This is a genomic window from Salinicoccus siamensis, assembly GCF_055391965.1.
In genome coordinates this window covers 1579487-1598033 of record NZ_AP043765.1, presented here as the reverse complement: position 1 = coordinate 1598033, position 18547 = coordinate 1579487, and the positions used below count along the sequence as shown (strand labels likewise).

Annotated in this window: 19 protein-coding genes; 15 read left to right on the top strand and 4 right to left on the bottom strand. The window is 50.0% G+C overall.

Features of this window, described 5'->3' with window-relative positions:
- Nucleotides 1-2: 2 nt before the first annotated feature.
- Genes purM through purD form a run of 4 tightly spaced genes read left to right on the top strand, consistent with a single transcriptional unit; the run spans nt 3 to nt 4360 of the window.
- Nucleotides 3-1025, top strand: a complete 1023-nt coding sequence (purM, locus tag ACZ5LF_RS08210) for a phosphoribosylformylglycinamidine cyclo-ligase (RefSeq protein WP_380571834.1) — start codon at nt 3-5, stop codon at nt 1023-1025.
- Nucleotides 1015-1587 (top strand): phosphoribosylglycinamide formyltransferase, encoded by a 573-nt coding sequence (gene purN / locus ACZ5LF_RS08205; RefSeq protein WP_380571832.1) that lies wholly within the window; start codon nt 1015-1017, stop codon nt 1585-1587. Before purM ends, purN begins: the two co-directional genes overlap by 11 nt.
- Nucleotides 1584-3062: a bifunctional phosphoribosylaminoimidazolecarboxamide formyltransferase/IMP cyclohydrolase gene (gene purH, locus ACZ5LF_RS08200; RefSeq protein ID WP_380571830.1), complete on the top strand. Its 1479-nt coding sequence runs from the start codon at nt 1584-1586 to the stop codon at nt 3060-3062. Before purN ends, purH begins: the two co-directional genes overlap by 4 nt.
- 50 nt (nt 3063-3112) lie before the next feature.
- Nucleotides 3113-4360 (top strand): phosphoribosylamine--glycine ligase, encoded by a 1248-nt coding sequence (gene purD / locus ACZ5LF_RS08195; RefSeq protein WP_380571828.1) that lies wholly within the window; start codon nt 3113-3115, stop codon nt 4358-4360.
- Between the two features lie 64 nt (nt 4361-4424).
- Here the strand turns inward: purD and ACZ5LF_RS08190 are convergent, their stop codons facing one another.
- Nucleotides 4425-4610 carry a hypothetical protein gene (locus ACZ5LF_RS08190; RefSeq protein WP_380571826.1) on the bottom strand — a complete coding sequence of 62 codons (186 nt, stop codon included), beginning with the start codon at nt 4608-4610 and terminating at the stop codon, nt 4425-4427.
- 203 nt (nt 4611-4813) lie between these two features.
- On the opposite strand from ACZ5LF_RS08190, the gene auxA reads away from it, so the two are divergent.
- The 10 genes from auxA to ACZ5LF_RS08140 all read left to right on the top strand — a co-directional run bounded on the left by auxA (nt 4814) and on the right by ACZ5LF_RS08140 (nt 15420).
- Nucleotides 4814-6028 carry a lipoteichoic acid stability factor AuxA gene (gene auxA / locus ACZ5LF_RS08185; RefSeq protein ID WP_380571824.1) on the top strand — a complete coding sequence of 405 codons (1215 nt, stop codon included), beginning with the start codon at nt 4814-4816 and terminating at the stop codon, nt 6026-6028.
- A gap of 2 nt (nt 6029-6030) precedes the next feature.
- The gene (locus ACZ5LF_RS08180; RefSeq protein WP_380571822.1) at nt 6031-6936 is read left to right on the top strand and encodes a formimidoylglutamase; all 906 of its coding nucleotides are present in this window, start codon (nt 6031-6033) and stop codon (nt 6934-6936) included.
- Nucleotides 6933-8108, top strand: a complete 1176-nt coding sequence (locus ACZ5LF_RS08175) for a class I SAM-dependent rRNA methyltransferase (RefSeq protein WP_380571820.1) — start codon at nt 6933-6935, stop codon at nt 8106-8108. The genes ACZ5LF_RS08180 and ACZ5LF_RS08175 overlap by 4 nt, the downstream gene beginning before the upstream one ends.
- 71 nt (nt 8109-8179) lie before the next feature.
- The gene (locus tag ACZ5LF_RS08170) at nt 8180-8611 is read left to right on the top strand and encodes a hypothetical protein (RefSeq protein ID WP_380571818.1); all 432 of its coding nucleotides are present in this window, start codon (nt 8180-8182) and stop codon (nt 8609-8611) included.
- 231 nt (nt 8612-8842) lie between these two features.
- The gene (locus tag ACZ5LF_RS08165) at nt 8843-9109 is read left to right on the top strand and encodes a phosphocarrier protein HPr (RefSeq protein ID WP_344701147.1); all 267 of its coding nucleotides are present in this window, start codon (nt 8843-8845) and stop codon (nt 9107-9109) included.
- Nucleotides 9109-10836 carry a phosphoenolpyruvate--protein phosphotransferase gene (ptsP, locus tag ACZ5LF_RS08160; protein WP_380571816.1) on the top strand — a complete coding sequence of 576 codons (1728 nt, stop codon included), beginning with the start codon at nt 9109-9111 and terminating at the stop codon, nt 10834-10836. The genes ACZ5LF_RS08165 and ptsP overlap by 1 nt, the downstream gene beginning before the upstream one ends.
- Before the next feature lie 76 nt (nt 10837-10912).
- On the top strand, nt 10913-12208 hold the full coding sequence (locus ACZ5LF_RS08155) for an MFS transporter (RefSeq protein WP_380571814.1): 1296 nt from the start codon (nt 10913-10915) through the stop codon (nt 12206-12208).
- A 149-nt stretch (nt 12209-12357) separates the two neighbouring features.
- The gene (locus ACZ5LF_RS08150; protein ID WP_380571812.1) at nt 12358-13713 is read left to right on the top strand and encodes a cytochrome ubiquinol oxidase subunit I; all 1356 of its coding nucleotides are present in this window, start codon (nt 12358-12360) and stop codon (nt 13711-13713) included.
- Entirely contained in the window at nt 13710-14735 is a 1026-nt protein-coding gene (locus ACZ5LF_RS08145) for a cytochrome d ubiquinol oxidase subunit II (RefSeq protein WP_380571810.1), read from the top strand. The genes ACZ5LF_RS08150 and ACZ5LF_RS08145 overlap by 4 nt, the downstream gene beginning before the upstream one ends.
- Nucleotides 14736-14760: 25 nt before the next feature.
- Nucleotides 14761-15420 carry a potassium channel family protein gene (locus ACZ5LF_RS08140; protein WP_380571808.1) on the top strand — a complete coding sequence of 220 codons (660 nt, stop codon included), beginning with the start codon at nt 14761-14763 and terminating at the stop codon, nt 15418-15420.
- Nucleotides 15421-15463: 43 nt separating this feature from the next.
- Here the strand turns inward: ACZ5LF_RS08140 and rnjA are convergent, their stop codons facing one another.
- Nucleotides 15464-17149: a ribonuclease J1 gene (rnjA, locus tag ACZ5LF_RS08135; protein ID WP_380572133.1), complete on the bottom strand. Its 1686-nt coding sequence runs from the start codon at nt 17147-17149 to the stop codon at nt 15464-15466.
- Entirely contained in the window at nt 17146-17361 is a 216-nt protein-coding gene (locus tag ACZ5LF_RS08130; RefSeq protein WP_380571806.1) for an RNA polymerase epsilon subunit, read from the bottom strand. Before ACZ5LF_RS08130 ends, rnjA begins: the two co-directional genes overlap by 4 nt.
- Before the next feature lie 274 nt (nt 17362-17635).
- Between ACZ5LF_RS08130 and ACZ5LF_RS08125 the strand changes: the two genes are divergently transcribed.
- The gene (locus ACZ5LF_RS08125; RefSeq protein ID WP_380571804.1) at nt 17636-17899 is read left to right on the top strand and encodes a hypothetical protein; all 264 of its coding nucleotides are present in this window, start codon (nt 17636-17638) and stop codon (nt 17897-17899) included.
- Between the two features lie 54 nt (nt 17900-17953).
- Here the strand turns inward: ACZ5LF_RS08125 and def are convergent, their stop codons facing one another.
- Nucleotides 17954-18505 (bottom strand): peptide deformylase, encoded by a 552-nt coding sequence (gene def / locus ACZ5LF_RS08120; RefSeq protein ID WP_380571802.1) that lies wholly within the window; start codon nt 18503-18505, stop codon nt 17954-17956.
- Nucleotides 18506-18547 lie beyond the last annotated feature (42 nt).

Below are 18547 nucleotides of genomic sequence, written 5' to 3'. Positions count from 1 at the left end.
GCATGTCAGAACAGTATAAGGATGCCGGTGTCGACATCACAGCCGGATATCAGGCAGTCGATAAGATCCAGGCACACGTAAAACGGACGATGCGTCCGGAAGTCATCGGGGGGATCGGAGGATTCGGTGCCGCTTTCGACCTGTCCCAGCTGAATATGAAGGCCCCTGTCCTCGTTTCCGGCACTGATGGCGTCGGCACGAAATTGAAGTTGGCGATCGATTCAAACCGCCACCGTACAATCGGTGTGGACGCCGTGGCAATGTGCGTCAACGACATCATCACAACCGGTGCAGAGCCGCTGTACTTCCTTGATTACATTGCCGTCGATAAAGTCATTCCTGAGCACATCTCAGATATCGTCGAAGGCATTTCAAATGGCTGTACGGACGCAGAATGCGCCCTGATCGGCGGTGAGACTGCCGAGATGGGGGATATGTACGGTGCAGGCGAATATGACATCGCCGGTTTTGCTGTAGGCGCCGTCGAAAAAGATGCCTATATAGATGGGACAGCCGCAAAGCCTGGCGACACCATCATCGGACTGGCTTCAAGCGGCATCCATTCGAACGGCTACAGCCTGGTCAGGAAATGGCTTGCCGACTATTCGGTCGACGTCGAAGGGATGTTGGACGGCAAGCCGATCATCGATCATCTGCTTGAGCCGACGCGCATCTATGTCAAGGCAATCAAAAAGGTCAGGGAAGAGGTCGACATCAAGGCGATGAGCCACATCACAGGCGGTGGCTTCATCGAAAACATACCGCGGGCGTTCCCGGGGCATCTGGGTGCAGATATCGATGTGGCGAATGTCGAAGTGCCGAAAATCATAGAATGGCTGATTGAACTCGGCGGCATGGATATGCGGGAGGCATACAACGTGTTCAATATGGGCATCGGTTTCATGATTGCAGTGAACGACAAAGATGAAGCGCGCACCATGGAGATACTTGAGGACGCAGGGGAGCGGCCGACAGTGCTTGGCCGCGTGACTGCGGACGGCGGGTTGCGTGTCCATGGCTACTAGAGTTGCAGTATTCGCCTCCGGTGGCGGCACGAATTTCAGCAATCTGGCCCGTCACGCACAAGAGATCGGCATCGAGATCGTCCTTTTGATCAGCGACAATCGTGAAGCCTACGCCTTACGGCGTGCAGAGGCCCTCGGCATAGAAAGCCTCGTGTGCACCATCTCCGACTACGGATCGAAGGCGGCGCAGGAAGCGGCGATGATAAGGGCGCTTAAGCGCCTCGATGTAGAATATATACTGCTTGCAGGCTACATGCGCATACTTGGTGCGGCGTTCATCAGCACATATGAAGATAGAATCATCAATCTGCATCCTTCACTGCTGCCAGCCTTCAAAGGCCGCAATGGCATCCGGGACGCCTATGACTACGGGGTTAAAGTGACAGGAGTGACGATCCATCTTGTGGATGCCGGCATCGATACGGGCCGGATCATCGCCCAGGAGCCTGTACGCATCAATCCTGAAGATTCACTTGAAGATCTGGAGAGGAAGATTCATCAGCTCGAGTATAAGCTGTACCCACAGGCACTCAAAAAATTTTTGGAAGGGGAGAGAGGATGAAGAAAGCACTGATCAGCGTATCCGATAAGAGAGGGCTCGAGCCGTTTGTCCGGGGCCTCTCCCGCAATGGCTATGAAATCTATTCAACAGGCGGCACATTGAAGGCGATAGAATCCTTCGGGGTCCCTGTTGAGAATGTCAGCGTTCTGACAGGATTTGTAGAAATATTGGATGGGCGCGTCAAAACGCTGCACCCGGCAGTCCACGCCGGCATACTCGCCAATCGGGATAATGCTGCCCATATGGCGGAACTCGATGAAAAGAATATCGCCCCGATCGATCTGGTGGCGGTCAACCTCTATCCGTTCAAGGAGACGGTCGCAACTGAAGGTGTCACAGAAGCCGAGGCGGTTGAGAACATCGATATCGGCGGACCGACGATGCTGCGGGCGGCAGCCAAGAACTTCAGGCATGTGACGACCATCGTCTCCCCAGAAGACTACGGAGAGGTCATCAGCCGTATCGAATCGGAGACGCTTGACGATACCTACCGGCGTGCGCTCATGATAAAAGTGTTCCGCCATACCAATGATTATGACCAGGCGATCGTCAACCACTTCAGCCAGGCTGAGGAATCCCTGCGATACGGCGAAAACCCGCATCAGACGGCGCGTCTGGTCCGGACGACTGAAGCACGCAACACGATATTGAACGCCGATGTCCTAAACGGCAAGGCGCTGTCCTACAATAACTACCGCGATGCGGATGCAGCATTCCAGCTGGCCAAAAAGTTCTTTATGCCGGCAGCAGTCGCCGTAAAGCATATGAATCCATGCGGTGTGGGCACGGGAGAAACGATTGCGGAAGCGTTCAGAAATGCCTATGAAGCAGACAGCCAGTCGATTTTCGGCGGCATCGTGGCGCTCAACAAGACGGTGGACCGGGAGACGGCCGAACAGCTGCACACCATTTTCCTGGAAGTCGTCATCGCACCGTCCTTCGACGAGGCGGCGCTTGAGGTGCTGACCCAGAAGAAGAACCTCAGATTGCTCGAAGTGGATTTCCATGAGGATGCGCACGCTGAAGAGATGGTCAGTGTCTCGGGTGGATACCTCATCCAGAGCCAGGACACCGGCGCTCTCGACGAGAGGGATATCAAAGTCGTCACAGAGAAGCAGCCGACGAAGGAACAGTTGACGGCGATGGCGCTGGCATGGGAAGTATCGAAACATGTCAAAAGCAACGCGATTGTCCTGTCCAATGAACGCCGGACGGTAGGTATCGGTGCCGGACAGATGAACCGGGTCGGGGCGCTTAAGATCGCCATCGACCGCGCTGTGGGGCTCGGGGACGATGTGGTCATGGCGAGCGATGGGTTCTTCCCGATGCCGGACTCCGTTGAACTGGCCCATGAAAACGGCATACGTGCAGTCATCCAGCCAGGCGGTTCGAAAAGGGATCAGGAATCCATCGACTACTGCAATGCACATGGTATGACGATGGTATTTACAGGCATGCGGCATTTCAAGCATTAGGGCCGGAGTGAGACCGGCTTTTGATTACATGAACAGAGAGGGGCATTTCCATGAATGTAGCAGTGATCGGCGGAGGCGGACGTGAATATGCACTGGCAAAAAAATTGGCCCAATCGACACGGAGCGATATCGTCTACGCCATTCCCGGCAATGATGGCATGAAAGAATTTGCAGTTACGGTGCCGGAATTGAGCGAGACGGATTGCCGGGGCATCGGGGATTTCTGTCTTGACAATGATATCCAGTGGGTGGTCATCGGACCGGAAGCATCTCTTGAAGCGGGGCTAGCGGATCATCTGGAAGAGTTGGGCGTGGATGTATTCGGTCCAAAGAAGCATGAGGCCAAAATCGAATGCTCCAAGGCTTTCGCCAAAGACATCATGAAGCGGTACGGTATTCCGACCGCTTCCCATCGCATGTTCACAGACCAGGACTCGGCACGGGACTATATAAATGAAACAGGTGCACCGGTCGTCCTGAAGAAAGATGGGCTGGCGGCAGGCAAAGGCGTGATTGTGGCCATGGACATGGCAGAAGCATTAGCAGGTATAGAGATATTGAAGCCGGAGCAGGACGCCCCTGTCGTTATCGAGGAATTCCTAGAAGGCGAGGAGTTCTCCCTGATGGTGCTGGTCAATGGCCCCTATACCCACTCCTTTGAAATCATGGCCCAGGACCACAAACGGGCGTATGATGGGGACACGGGACCCAATACAGGCGGGATGGGAGTCTATGCACCCGTCCATCATATTGATGAATCGCTGAGGCAGGAAGCTGTGGATAAAATTGTAGAGCCCATGGCGCAGGCGATGGTCGATGAGGGACTCGATTATTTCGGGGTACTTTATCTGGGGGCGATCGTCACCCGTGATGGCGTCAAAGTCATTGAGTTCAATGCCCGTTTTGGGGATCCTGAAGCCCAAGTCCTTTTGGATCTCATGGAAGATGATTTCATCGATGTGCTGGAGAAGGTGAAGGCCAAGGAGCCGTTCAGCCTGAACTTCAGAGACGGCTATAAGGCAGGTGTCATGCTGGCCTCCGGCGGTTATCCGGCTGCCTATGAAAAGGGCTGCGAAGTGGATTTCAGCACCGTCAGGGCAGACTGCGCTGTGAGCGGCCTCAAACAATCCGGGGATGCCTGGCGGACGGATGGCGGCCGGGTATTGCTCGTAACCGGTGAAGGGCGCACTATTGAAGAGGCGGTCGATGCTGCATATTCAAACGTTGCCCAAATCACGTTCACTGAAGGCGACCTGTTCTACAGACAGGATATCGGTGGCCGGGCACTCAAGGGCTGAGCAGGATCTTTAAAGGTTATGTACATGCAAAAAGAGATTGCCGGCATTGTGCCGGCAATCTCTTTTATTCGAAAGCATCTTGAATATCGTCTTTAGTCTTTTCAGTGTTGGAATCGTCCTTGGTACTTTTATCTTCTCCGCTTTTATCATCTTCATTTTTTTCGCGGTGTTCGTTGGCGTCTTCTCCCCTATAAGCTTCTTCAGCATCCTTCTTTGTTTCTTCCTGTCTATCCTTGTCGCTGAAATCCATTATTATCACTCCTGCTTTATAAGTATTGATATCATATATCATTATTTCTTATCTGCTGTTAGTTGATTTGTACCCATGCATTTCACAGGCTAAACACGACACTCCACAATTTATTGTGATTTATTTCATCCTGTCATATGCCATTCGATGCATTTGATGCTCTTTTCCTCTATAATGGAAAGGGATATAGAGGTGAAACTAAAATGAAATGGTTGAAGCAGCAGGGAGAAGTGATCATCAGCATCCTTCTCGGTACTTTTTTTGTAATTACAGGATTATTCATTCTTTTTAATGTTGGCAGGATAAGAGGCGAGGGTGATGCCGAGACGCCTCAGATAGATACAATATTCGATCTGATGAATGCATTTTTCGTTGAAGTGGTCAACGTACTGGCCATGGTGATCGGGGACTTTCCGATTATAGCCGGCATTCTGATCATCCTGTTTGGTGGCGTGATGTTTTTGGTGGCGAAACTCATCCGCAGGACTACGGAGTTTGACACAGAGTTGTCGTTTTTCTTTCTGGCACTCGCTTTTGTGCTCTTTCTGATGACCACCCTTCTGATGTTCCAGGTCTATGGCTGGCTGTCGCTTTTGTTCATGCTGGCCTTTACCGTCCATATGCTCTACAGCATATTCAACGAGCATCTGGATCCGGAACACCGCAAGGAGCATTATATGGTCATCCTCTTCTTCTATGGATTGGCCTATTTCTTCACCCAAAACGCAGTCTATTCGGATATCGAGCGGACAAAGGCGCCTGAGGATGTTTTGTCGATCAATATGTTTTTTGCCATCATATGGGTACTGTCCCTGATGGCACTATGGGTTGGCGTGTTCCTCTCCAAATCCAAAAACCTGCTGAAGAAGCCGAAAAAAGGGGATGCAGCGACCCTTTCCCGCAGCACCGGGCGCAGGCTCAATCCGAATGATTATTTGAGGTTCTCACAGAAACTCTATAATTTACGCAACGGCATGCTGAACCGGGTGAAAAATTTTATGGAATTCGACTTTCCGAAGTGGCTGCGTCCGAATTACATCGAATTGTTGCTGGGCGCACTTGTCCTGATTTTTGTACTGATTGAATTCAACAACAGGAACGGCGTCTTTACAGAAGGCCATTTCAGAGTATCGGATATGCAGTACATCTATGAGTGGGTCAATTTGTTCCTGGCGCTGTCGCTAGTTGTCATCTACTTGTTTACGACATTCTTCAACATGACCCAGAACAAGTATTACCATACGCAGATGATCGTCATAATCGCTTTATGGCTCAAGGTCACGGTGAGTTTGTATATTACGGTATTCCGCGATGTGGAGTTGTCGCTGTTCATACTGCCGTTCAATGTGCTGCTCGTACTGCTGACTACGCCACTTGCCCTGATCAGCATATTCAAAGAATTCGACAAGGGGAGATAAGTATGAAGGAAATCGAAACACACCAATACACCGGACGTGTAGATGACCCGGATATGAAAGAACGCATCCATCAGCATATGAGCGGATGGACGGAGACCGTCAGAGGCGACGCCCCGGTTTTCATCGGATTTCGTTCCGACGAAGGCGTCAGGCGTAACAAGGGGCGGCCTGGTGCACATCTGGGGCCGGTCAAAGTGCGGGAGAAGTTGGCTTCACTGCCATGGACGGCCCCCATCTACGACTATGGCAGCATCGTCGGGGACACGGACCTTGAAGGTTCCCAAGCCGCATTGGGGCGCGCCGTGTATAGGGTGCTCCATAATAAGCAGTTCCCACTGATAATCGGTGGCGGGCACGAAACGCTCTACGGACACTACTTGGGTGTGCGGGCAGCCTACCCCGACAAAAGAATTGCAGTGCTTAATTTCGATGCCCACTTCGACCTCAGGGATGAGCGGCCGTCTTCCGGTACAATGTTCCATCAGATATTATCTGCCGATCAGGCGATCGACTACTATGTGGTCGGCATCCAACCACCCGGCAATACAAAAAGCCTGTTTGATGCCGCCGATCGTTTTGGAGTGAAATATGCTGAGATGGAAACAGTCAGGAAAACAACCATTTTTGAGGAGATGCTGGCTGAACTTGCAGAATATGATGCTGTCTTTGCAACTTTATGCATGGACTCCGTGCAGCAGGGAGTGGCGCCAGGCACGAGTGCGCCTTCTGCTGACGGATATACGGCTGCAGAAATCCATGATATGGTTGGGAAAATGGCTGAGCTTACGAATCTGGTGAGTTTTGATATAAGTGAAGTATCGCCACCGCTCGATGTCGACGACCGCACAAGCAGTCTCGCTGCAAGCCTGTTCCATAGCTTCATGACCAAGAAGGAGTCGTTCCAATGAATACAGTGCAATTGAAAAAAGGACATGAAAAACCGTATCTGAAAGGGCAGTTGAATCTTGACGGGGAAGATTTGAGTGATGACACTTTTCTTGGTGATGGTGAAATCGTCCGTGTCGAAGATACATACGGCCGACTAATCGGCATCGCCATGCTCAGCTTCGAGCAAAAGACAAAGGGTTGGATATTGACAAACGGTGAAGAAACGATTGATGATGCATTCATCGAATCGCGCATCCTGAGTGCAATCGATAGAAGGGAACCACTCTACAACGAACCGGACACAACAGCCTTCAGGCTGTTCAACGAAATCGGTGATGGCATCGGTGGTTTGGCAATCGATAACTATGATGGCCACCTGCTTGTGACCTTCTATTCGCGCGGCATCCATAAAATAAGGGATCTGATCATCAGGACGCTGATGGTCAGGCTGAAGCCGGCCTCCATCACAGAACAGACCCGCTTCAGCGAACGGGGGCGCATGAACATCGCCAACCGCAGGGTGACGGGTAATGTCGAATTCCCGATTACAGTCAAGGAAGCCGGTTTGTCCTACAGCATCCATCTTGAAGATGGACCCATGACCCGCCTGTTCCTCGATCAGAGGGAGACGCGCAAGGCCCTTGTCCGGAATGAAGCGGATGCGAAAACGTTCCTGAATTTGTTTGCGTACAGCGGCACCTTCTCCATTGCAGCGGCAGAAGGCGGGATGGCGACGACAAGCGTCGACTTGGCGAAGCGGACCAACGAACTGATCACGGATAACTTCAATGCCAATAACCTTTCCACCGATGGGCATACAATCCATATCATGGAAACGTTCGAATACTTGAATTATGCGGCCCGCAACAACAAACGTTTCGACCAGATCCTGATAGATCCACCGAGCTTTTCCCGCTATAAGAAAAAGGTGTTCAAAGTCGAACGCGACTATCCAAAACTCATCGAACAGGCACTTATGGTGCTGAAGCCCAAAGGCCGTCTGGTGTTGAGCCAGAACCTTGAAACCTTCACATTGAACCAGTTCAAGCAACAGATAGGCCGCACAATCGAAAAGGCGGGGCGATCCTACTCACTGACTGACGTCAAAGGGTTACCGAAGGATTTCCCGACGTCCAAAGGATATAAACGGGGCAAGTACCTTAAAGTCGTCACCGTAGATCTGAACGATTAGTCTTGTTTTCATCATCATTAAAGAGGGTATATTCCAATGTGACTTGAAGATGAATAAAAGGAGTTTTGGATATGTCTGAGATGATGACGAACGAAGTGGAAGAAAAGCGCAGGAAAGCACGTAAAATGGTGGATAGAAAAGCGATGTATTCTTCCGTGGCAGCCATTCTGCCCATCCCTTTCCTTGATATCGGTACAGATGTCAAATTGATGCGGGACATCCGCAGTGGGGTCGAGGAAATTTTCGAGCTCGACCACAGACAGGTCAATGAGATGTCGGATGACCTCATGAACCGCGCCGCAGTAATGGCGACCAGCATGGGAAGCGAATTCCTTGGAAGTAAGGCGAGAGGGATCCTATTTAAGACGTTCGGCAAGAAATCCGGGAAAGTCCGCTTTTCATTCCTGACGATCCTGGGTAAAATCATCGGGGCGTCAATCAGCTATATGCTGATGAAGAAGCTCGGCTATGAATATATAGAGCGCTGCGCCAAAATTTCCTGAATTTGACTGGCGTACTTATGATGCCCTTTTGGCAACGATGCCAAAAGGGCATTTTTCATTGCATCGCGGCCGTTCTGTGACCAACTTGTGAAAAGTGGAAGATGGACAGGCAAAGTTTATTTTCCAATGCTTGTGGTATATTAGAATATCATTGCTGTACATGGTACAATAACAGCAAACATGTATGACAATCATGTAAATTCATCACGCAAATAAAAGGAGACTAACGCAATGGAACAAAAATCTTATCTCATTACAGACGAAACAGGTATACATGCAAGACCAGCAACAATACTTGTACAGACTGCATCCAAGTACGACTCTGACATCCAGCTTGAATACAACAGCAAGAAAGTGAATCTGAAGTCCATCATGGGTGTCATGTCACTTGGTGTCGGCAAAGATTCCGAAGTGACTGTCTATGCTGAAGGCAACGATGAAACTGAGGCTATTGAAGCAATTACAGAAACACTTTCAAAAGAAGGATTGACCGATTGATGTCTGAGATACTAAAAGGGATTGGTGCAAGCGACGGCGTGGCCATCGCCCCCGTCTATTCACTGGAGGAGCCTGACCTGTCATTCGATGATAAGTCGATAGAAGTGGGACAGGAAGACGCCGAAGTCGAAAAGTTCAAGGCTGCCTTCAACCAATCAAAAGTCGAGATCACGAAGATCAGGAATCATGCGGAGCAGACGGTGGGGCCGGAGCATGCTGCCATATTCGATGCGCACCTGCTCGTACTCGATGATCCGGAATTCCTGGGTCCGATCGAGTCCCATATCCGCAATGACCAGAAGAGCGCGCCTCAGGCACTTCTGGAAACTCGTGATCAATTTGTGGCGATCTTCGACAGTATGGACGACGAGTATATGAAGGAACGTGCAGCAGACATCAAGGATGTCTCAAAGCGGGCACTCGCAAACATGCTGGGCCGGGAGCTGCCGAGTCCAAGCAAGATTGATACTCCTGTAGTGATAGTGGCAGAAGACTTGACGCCTTCTGATACTGCCCAACTGGATAAGAATTTTGTCAAGGGGTTCGTCACGAATGTTGGCGGCCGCACTTCGCACTCTGCAATAATGTCCCGTTCACTCGAGATTCCTGCAGTAGTCGGTACGAAGAACATTACGGAGCTTGCCCAGGTCGGTGGCGACATCATCGTAGATGGTAGTTCAGGAGAAGTCATCCTGAACCCATCTGAAGAAGAAGTACTAGTCTATAAAGATAAAGAGGCCAGAGTAGCGGAAGAGAAGGTGGAACTCCAAAAACTTGTCGACGAACCTTCTAAGACGATGGACGATGTAACTGTCGAACTCGCAGCGAACATCGGTACGCCGGATGACCTTGAGGGGGTCAAGTCGAACGGTGCTGAAGCAATCGGACTGTACCGTACAGAATTCCTCTATATGGGCCGGAATGAACTGCCGACTGAAGAGGAGCAGTATGAAGCATACAGTCAAGTGTTGAAAGAGATGGATGGCAAACCGGTCGTCGTCAGAACACTTGATATCGGTGGCGATAAGGAATTGCCTTACCTCGATCTGCCGAATGAAATGAATCCGTTCCTCGGTTTCAGGGCGATTCGCATGACCCTCGACAATCAGGAGCTCTTCAGAACACAGCTTCGTGCATTGCTGCGGGCAAGCCAACATGGCAACCTTAAGATCATGTTCCCGATGATCGCGACCATCGATGAGTTCAACCGTGCCAAGGCACTGCTCATCGAAGAGAAGGACAAGCTTGTCGAAGAGGGCGAGAAGGTCAAGGAAGATATCGAAGTGGGTATCATGATTGAGATACCTTCTGCAGCCATCATCGCGGACCAGTTTGCAGAAGTCGTCGATTTCTTCTCGATCGGTACAAATGATCTCATCCAGTATACGATGGCGGCAGACCGCATGAATGAATCTGTGAGCTATCTGTACCAACCGTATCATCCGGCACTCCTGCGCCTCATTAAAATGGTTATCGATGCAGCCCATAAAGAAGGTAAATGGGCAGGCATGTGCGGTGAAATGGCGGGGGATGCACACGCCATACCGCTTCTTCTCGGGCTTGGGCTCGACGAATTTTCCATGAGTGCCTCCTCAGTGCTGAAAGCGCGCAAGCAGATATCGGGTCTCAAGAAGACCGATATGGAGCGCTTGGCGGCAAGGGCGGTTGAATGTAAGGATACAGACGAAGTGCTTGCCCTCGTTGAAGAATATGTAGGCAGAGTATAATGAATATGCGCATGGCCGTGGCCATGCGCATATTTTTATGGGTATAATGGCAGTAAATGATGAGAGGTGTGCTCCGATGAACGGACATACGCGCCGCCCGGTCGAACTGTATCTGTCCCTGCCCATTTTCGCTTTTGCGCTCTTCGATTTTGCCAACACGATATTCAGCGCCAATATAGTCACTCTATTCTTTCCCCAATACATCACGGAAACGGTTGGAACCAATCCAAGACTCGAACAGATAGCATCGACTGTCATCGCCTACGCCAATGCGGTGGCGGCTTTTATGCTGATTGTCTTCGCCCCGCTCTATGGTGTGGTGATGGATCGGACCGGCAGGCGGAAGCGGTATGTCGTGGTTTTCACATTGACATGTGTCGCCGCTTCGATTGGTATGGGAGTCTTCGGTGGGGAAGCGGATGCGCGATGGTTTGGCTTGCCGAATGGCTTCGTTTTGGCAGTAGTGCTCTTTGTCATCGCCAAATTCGCCTTCAATTCAGGGAATGTATTCTACGATGGCATGTTATCGAGTCTTGGCAATAAAAAGGAAATACCGCTCATTTCGGGGTACGGCGTGGCACTTGGATATTTAGGTACATTATTCGGTATATTTTCAGTCCTGCTACTGATTGGCGACCGTCCAGTCCATCATACATTCTGGCTATCCGGGGTGCTGTTTCTGATATTCAGTCTGCCACTCTTTTTTGTCTATAAAGATAAGCCGCAGAAAAAGAAGCCGAAACAGCATTTCCTGACAGGCTATAAAGATATATATGCCACTTTCAGGGAAGCGCGTTCATCTCCTTCCATATTCTATTTTATGATTGCCTATTTCTTCATCAATGATGCATTGGCTACAGCCATCTCCATGATGCAGCCTTATGCGGTGACGGTCGTTGGGTTCTCCCCAGGTGCCTTCCTAATCATCTTTATGACGGCTACGGTGTTCAGCATCATCGGGGCAATCATCTTCAGCTTTTTAACCCGGGGACTTGGTTCAAAACAGACGTTTACAATCATCGCCTCCCTGCTTCTCTTCGCAGTGGCAGTAGCGGCCGTTCCTCTACCGATGTGGACATTCTGGATTGCAGCAGCTCTATTCGGCATCGCCATGGGGTCGACCTGGGTGGTTTCAAGGACATTGATCATTGAACTGTCACCGGAGGGGAAGGAAGGACAGTTCTTCGGCCTATTCGCCTTCAGCGCCAAAATGAGTGCGGTGATCGGCCCATTGGTGTATGGTTCAATCACTTGGCTGATGGCGGACTATGGTGTCATTGCATCGCGCGTCGCCCTCTCAAGCCTGATGCTCATGATCATCATCGGCCTGCTGTTCCACAGCCGTATAGAACATGCGCGTCCTCCGAACTAAATCTTTGAAATCAACGATGTAAAAGCGTACAATTATGACATGAGAATGATAGTTTATTCACAAATTTGTCATTGATCATTGTCAAATCTATCAGGATAAATTGGTTATAAACGTTATAATTAAAGATACGATTATAAAGAGGTGATTGAATGGAAGATGTGGTTTTAGGGCGTGTATTGACGGCGTCTACATTAGGGTTCCATATTATTTTTGCAACAATCGGGGTAGGTATACCGATTGTCTTCATGGTACTTGAGTTCCTGGGGGTGAAGAAGAAAGACGCGGCGTACTTGACGATGGCAAGAAGGATTGCCAAGGGCTATACGGTGACGGTTGCCGTTGGGGTCGTGACCGGTACGATCATCGGTCTTCAGCTGTCTTTGATATGGCCTGATTTCATGCGGCTCGGTGGGCAGATCATTGCGCTGCCGCTCTTCATGGAAACGTTCGCCTTCTTCTTTGAAGCAATATTCCTTGGGATATTCCTATATACCTGGGACCGCTTCAAGAACCCTTGGCATCACTGGCTCCTGAATATTCCGATCGTCGTCGGCTCGTCGCTTTCAGCAGTATTCATCACAACGGTGAACTCATTTATGAATACACCTGCGGGCTTCGATATGGCCGGTGGGGAACTCATCAACGTTGATCCTCTTGCGGCGATGTTCAACCCGTCCACTTGGGTCAGGGTATTCCATGTAGTGGTGACAGCGTATACGACGGCAGTATTCATCATCGCTGCCATCGGTGCATTCAAACTTCTCCGTTCAAAATTCGAGGAAGATAGGGAGTATCACAAGAAAGGCCTTAAAGTCATGATGGTGCTTGGGCTTGTCACAGCATCACTGACCGTTCTGGCCGGAGACCTCTCAGCCAAATTCCTGCATGAGCACCAGCCTGAGAAATTGGCTGCGATGGAATGGCATTTTGAAACGGAGGACAACGCTGACCTGGTCCTTTTCGGCACCATTGATGAGGATACGAATGAAGTGAGCTATGCACTCAGGATTCCAAGTGCACTCAGCTTCCTGGCAGGCAATTCGTTCGATACTGAGGTCACCGGGCTCAATGATATACCGGACGACGAGCAGCCGCCGCTCATCATACACTATTTCTTCGATATCATGGTCTTCTTCGGGATGTACGCACTGATGGTCTCGATCATATACTTCATAGCGAAGTTCTCGAAGTTCGACGAACACCATCCTGCACTGCTCTATGCCTATGTATTGACCGGTCCTCTGACCATGGCTTCAATAGAAGCAGGCTGGTTCCTGGCAGAGATGGGTCGCCAGCCATGGATATTGCGCGGCTACATGCGGGTTTCTGAAGCCGTCACCCAGGCCGATGGGCTCGGTATCACACTGATCGCCTTCGTGTTGCTGTATGCAGTGCTCGGGGTCACCACAATCTATGTGCTGCTTCAGATGTTCAAAAATAAGAGTGCCACAGCAGAACGCATTGAAATCTATGGAGAGGACTATGAAGGAGGTCGGTTGCAATGAATTATGAAATCATCGGGGTAGCAGTCCTATGGACCTTCCTGTACGGCTACATCATAGTATCCGCAATCGATTTCGGTGCCGGCTTCTATAATTTCTATTCGAAGCTGACGGGGGACGACAGCATCATCAGTCCGATCATCAAGCGTTACCTGAATCCGGTTTGGGAAGTGACGAACGTCTTCTTCGTCTTCTTCTTCGTCGGCATCGTAGGATTCTATCCGGATACCGCCTATTACTATGGTACAGCGTTGCTGATTCCGGCGAGCATTGCGCTCATCCTATTGGCGATACGGGGGAGCTACTATGCCTTCAACTCCTACAATAGGGAGCCGAAGTTATCCTGGGCGTTCCTCTATGGTGCCACAGGATTGCTGATTCCCGCTTCACTGTCGATGGCGCTCGTCATTTCTGAAGGCGGTTATATCATCGAAAGCGCAGAAGGTGTACGCCTCCAGCTCGAAGAACTCTTCTTCAGCACCTACGGCTGGTCCGTCGTCTTTTTGGCTGTAGTCATAGTACTCTATGTATCAAGCGGGTTCCTGACGTTCTACGCAGCGCGTGCCAAAGATTCACAAGCGCTCCATCTTGTACGCAGATGGTTCCTGATCTGGACATTGCCGATGCTCTTCATTTCGCAGTTCGTCTTCTTGGGGCTCCGTGAACATAATAGGGAACACTTCCTGCGTGCGCAGGATTACTGGTATATGTTCGGACTAAGCCTTGCAGCGATGGGCATAGCGGTGTACCTGATCTGGAGGAAGCGCCGTTTTGGACTGGCCTTCATAATGATCATGCTGCAGTTTGCCTTCGCATTCTACGGCTATGGCATCAGTAAACTACCGTATATACTATATCCCTATATCGATATCAATACTTCGGTTGTAAACGAGAATATGGCATTCAGTTTGACAGTGGCCTTCATATTAGGTTTACTATTATTGATACCGAGTCTCGGTATGCTGCTCAGACTCTTCCTGTTCGATAAGGATTATGTGCAGGGGAAGGGCGACAACAAGTATTGATATCCTAAACGAATAGGTGATGAAGATGAAAAAGGACTATGCGGTGATCGGCCTCGGCCGTTTCGGTGCCAGCATTGTACGGGAACTGATTGAACTCGAAATGGATGTACTGGCGGTCGACATAGATGAAAACCGTGTTAATGAATATGCTGATATCGCAACCAAATCAGCCATCGGGGATACTACTGATGAGAGGGTCCTGAAGAATCTCGGCCTTGGCAATTTCGATAACGTCATCGTCGCAATCGGTGACAATATCCAGTCGAGTATCCTGACGACACTGCTCCTTAAAGATATGGGCGTCAAGCATGTGAGTGTCAAGGCACAGAACAATTACCATGCCCGTGTCCTTGATAAGATCGGCGCCGATATGGTGATCCACCCTGAGCGCGATATGGGGAAACGCATCGCCCATAAGCTTGCCTCCACTTCCGTACTCGATTACCTTGAACTCTCGGATGAGCATTCGATCGTCGAGATCAAGGCACAGGAGAACCTGGCGGACCAATCCTTACTGGACTTGGACATCCGTGCAGAATACGGAGTCAGTGTAATAGCGATAAAACGGGATGAGGACATCATTGTCAGTCCAGACCCGACGGTCAACATCCAGAGGGATGATATCCTGATTGTAATAGGGGATGATCAGGATTTGACCCGGTTTGAAAAATCACTCATAGACTAGAAGAGCACCTGTGGAAACTTCCACAAGTGCTCTTATTTATGCATTACTTCTTCTTTTCATTGACCCTCATGATGGTAGGCAGGATCATCGGTTTACGGTGGGTCCGCTTGTAGAGGTGGTTGCTGAGTTCTTCTATGATGAGCTGCTTTACGTGATACCATTCCACATGGTCTTTTGAGTTGAGCAGGTTGATGATATCCGCTTTTATCTTCTTCTCTGCACCGCGGATCAGGCCGTAGGACTCCCGCATATAGACGAAACCACGTGAGATGATGTCCGGGCCGCTAAGCAGCCTCTTTGTATTGAAGTCTATTGAAACGACGACGATTGCGAGCCCCTCCTCGGATAAGTCCTTCCTGTCGCGGAGGACGATGTTGCCGATGTCGCCGATACCCGTACCGTCGACGAATACTGTGCCTGCCGGTACGCGGTGGCTGTGCCTTGCACTATCTTTCTTCAATGCCAGAACATCACCGATTTCCATCAGGAAGACATCGTCCGGGTCCATGCCTGTGTTGACTGCCAGCTGCTTGTGAAGATACAGCATGCGGTATTCGCCATGGATCGGCATGAAATATTTCGGACGCATCAGACGGAGCATCAACTTCTGCTCTTCCTGAGAACCATGCCCTGAAGTATGGATGTTGGAGAGCTTGCCATGTATGACGTCTGCACCCGCTTTGTAGAGGGCGTTGATTGTACGGTTGATGCTCAATGTGTTGCCAGGGATCGGAGATGAACTGAAGACGACCGTGTCATCAGGGATTATGCTGATTTGACGGTGCGTGCCGTTGGCTATCCGAGATAGGGCAGCCATCGGCTCACCTTGGGAGCCTGTACACAGCATCATCACTTTATGCTTTTCGATGCTGTTGATCATTTTTGGTTCGATGAATGTTTCAGGCGGTGCTTTGATATAGCCCAGTTCCAGGCCGATTTTGATGTTGTTTTCCATACTGCGGCCGAAGATGGCAATTTTACGGTCGAATTTGATTGCTGCGTCTATCGCCTGCTGGACGCGATAGATGTTGGATGCGAATGTAGCGAAGATGATCCGTCCTGTACATTTACGGAAGATATCCTTTACATTCTGGCCGACTTCCTTCTCACTTGTGGTGAAGTTCGGCACTGTAGCGTTCGTTGAATCGGACAGGAGGCAAAGGACCCCTTCCTTCCCAAGCTGGGCCATTTTCGCAATGTTTGCAGGTTCGCCCACCGGTGTGAAGTCGAACTTGAAGTCACCTGTATGGACAATTGTACCTTCAGGTGTACGCACGATGACCCCATATGCTTCAGGGATGGAGTGCGTGGTCAAGTAGAATTCAACCGTCATGTGCTTGAACTTCAATACAGTGCTCTCTTCCACCGGGTTTAGCTCAGTCGAGCGCAGGAGGTGGTGCTCCTCCAGCTTATTACGGATGAGTCCAAGAGCCAAAGGCCCGGAGTAGATGGGCACATTGAATTCTTTCAGCAGGAAAGGAATGCCGCCGATATGGTCTTCGTGGCCATGGGTGACGATGAGCGCGCTGATTTTCTCCTGGTTCTCTTTAAGATATGTGTAGTCGGGAATGACATAATCGATTCCCAGCTGTTCGTCGTCTGGAAACTTGATGCCTGCGTCGATCATGATGATTTCGTCTTTATATTCAATGCAATACGTGTTTTTGCCTATTTCCCCGAGTCCCCCGAGGGCAAAAACGCCAACTTCACCTTTTTCCAGTGTCATCAGATATCCTCAACCTTAAAATCTGCATTGTTATTCTTTTCGTACTCCAGGTGTGCGGGACTTAATTCCTGGACGAATTCGATGTTGAGGCGGCTTTCCTTCAGTGCTGTGCGCACTTCGCTCTCCGACTCCGCCTCAAAGTAACGTGATATTGTCTCTTCACGGATGATGCGGCTATCTAGTTGTTCTTGAAAAAAAACTTTAAATACTGCCATTATATGATTTCTCCTTTTGATTTGATTGTATGGATGGTCATTAACAAAAAATTTGTGTTGCATAAAGCAACACAATATAACGGACTTAACGCCGTTTGAAATATTCGTTGTTCAGCAACCCTTTCCTACCGAGAATGCGTCCAAGCCTTTGCTTCAGCCTCTTCCTCCACCGTCTGAGCATCATGACCACATCCCTTATCAGCTTAACTTCATTTTACATTATAGACGGGGGACATGCAAAGACTTTATAATGGAAGGGAATGGAGGGAAGCGCATGAAAGAAAAGCGAATATTGGAAGCTGTACTGCTTGAGTGGACGCGTCAGGACCGCAACATGATCATGTTGGAATTCAATACACATCCTGACATGGTGGTGATGAACTACATCTATGATGACCACGAAGAGGCAGATGATGTCCACAGGAAGCGTCATGACCATGACCCTGAAGTCATGGACCATGAAACATTTGCGGCACTGAAGAAGGAGTTGTATGAGCAGAATATTCCATTTAGGGAGAGGCGCGATGACTTCATCTGATTGGATGGGATCCATGTGCAATGAAAAAGCGACCGCTTTGATACGGCCGCTTTTTTATTCTACAGGCTTGGCGCCGGGCTTTGGCTCCATGGGAGCGTCCGGATCGATGTGATCATAGAACATGATGCCGTCAAGGTGGTCGAGTTCATGCTGCAACACGACGGCAAGCATACCTTTTGCTTTCACTTCTACAGGCTTCCCTTCGGGATCGAGGGCTGAAACCTTGACCCGCTGGAAGCGATGCACAAGGCCTGGAACGTCTTCATCGACACTCAGACAGCCTTCGCCACCGGGCAGGTACGTCTCAGTCACCGAGTGGCTTTTGATTTTAGGGTTGATCAGCATATGATCATGGAGCACTTCGCCCTCGTCCCCTTCCATATAGATGGCGAGCATGCGTTTATCAAGTCCGACTTGCGGGGCGGCAAGGCCAACGCCTGGCCTAAGACCTTGTTTTTTTGCAATATCGGGATTTTGGGAGCGCACCAGATAGTCCCGCATGGCAATCAGTTGGTCTACCGTTTCCTCGTCGATCGTGTCGATTTCGGCCACCTTCCTGCGCAGAAATGGATCGGGGTCCCGGATGATATCTTTCATTGTTACCAAAATAAACCCTCCTGTTTATATATGTCGCGATTTATTATACTA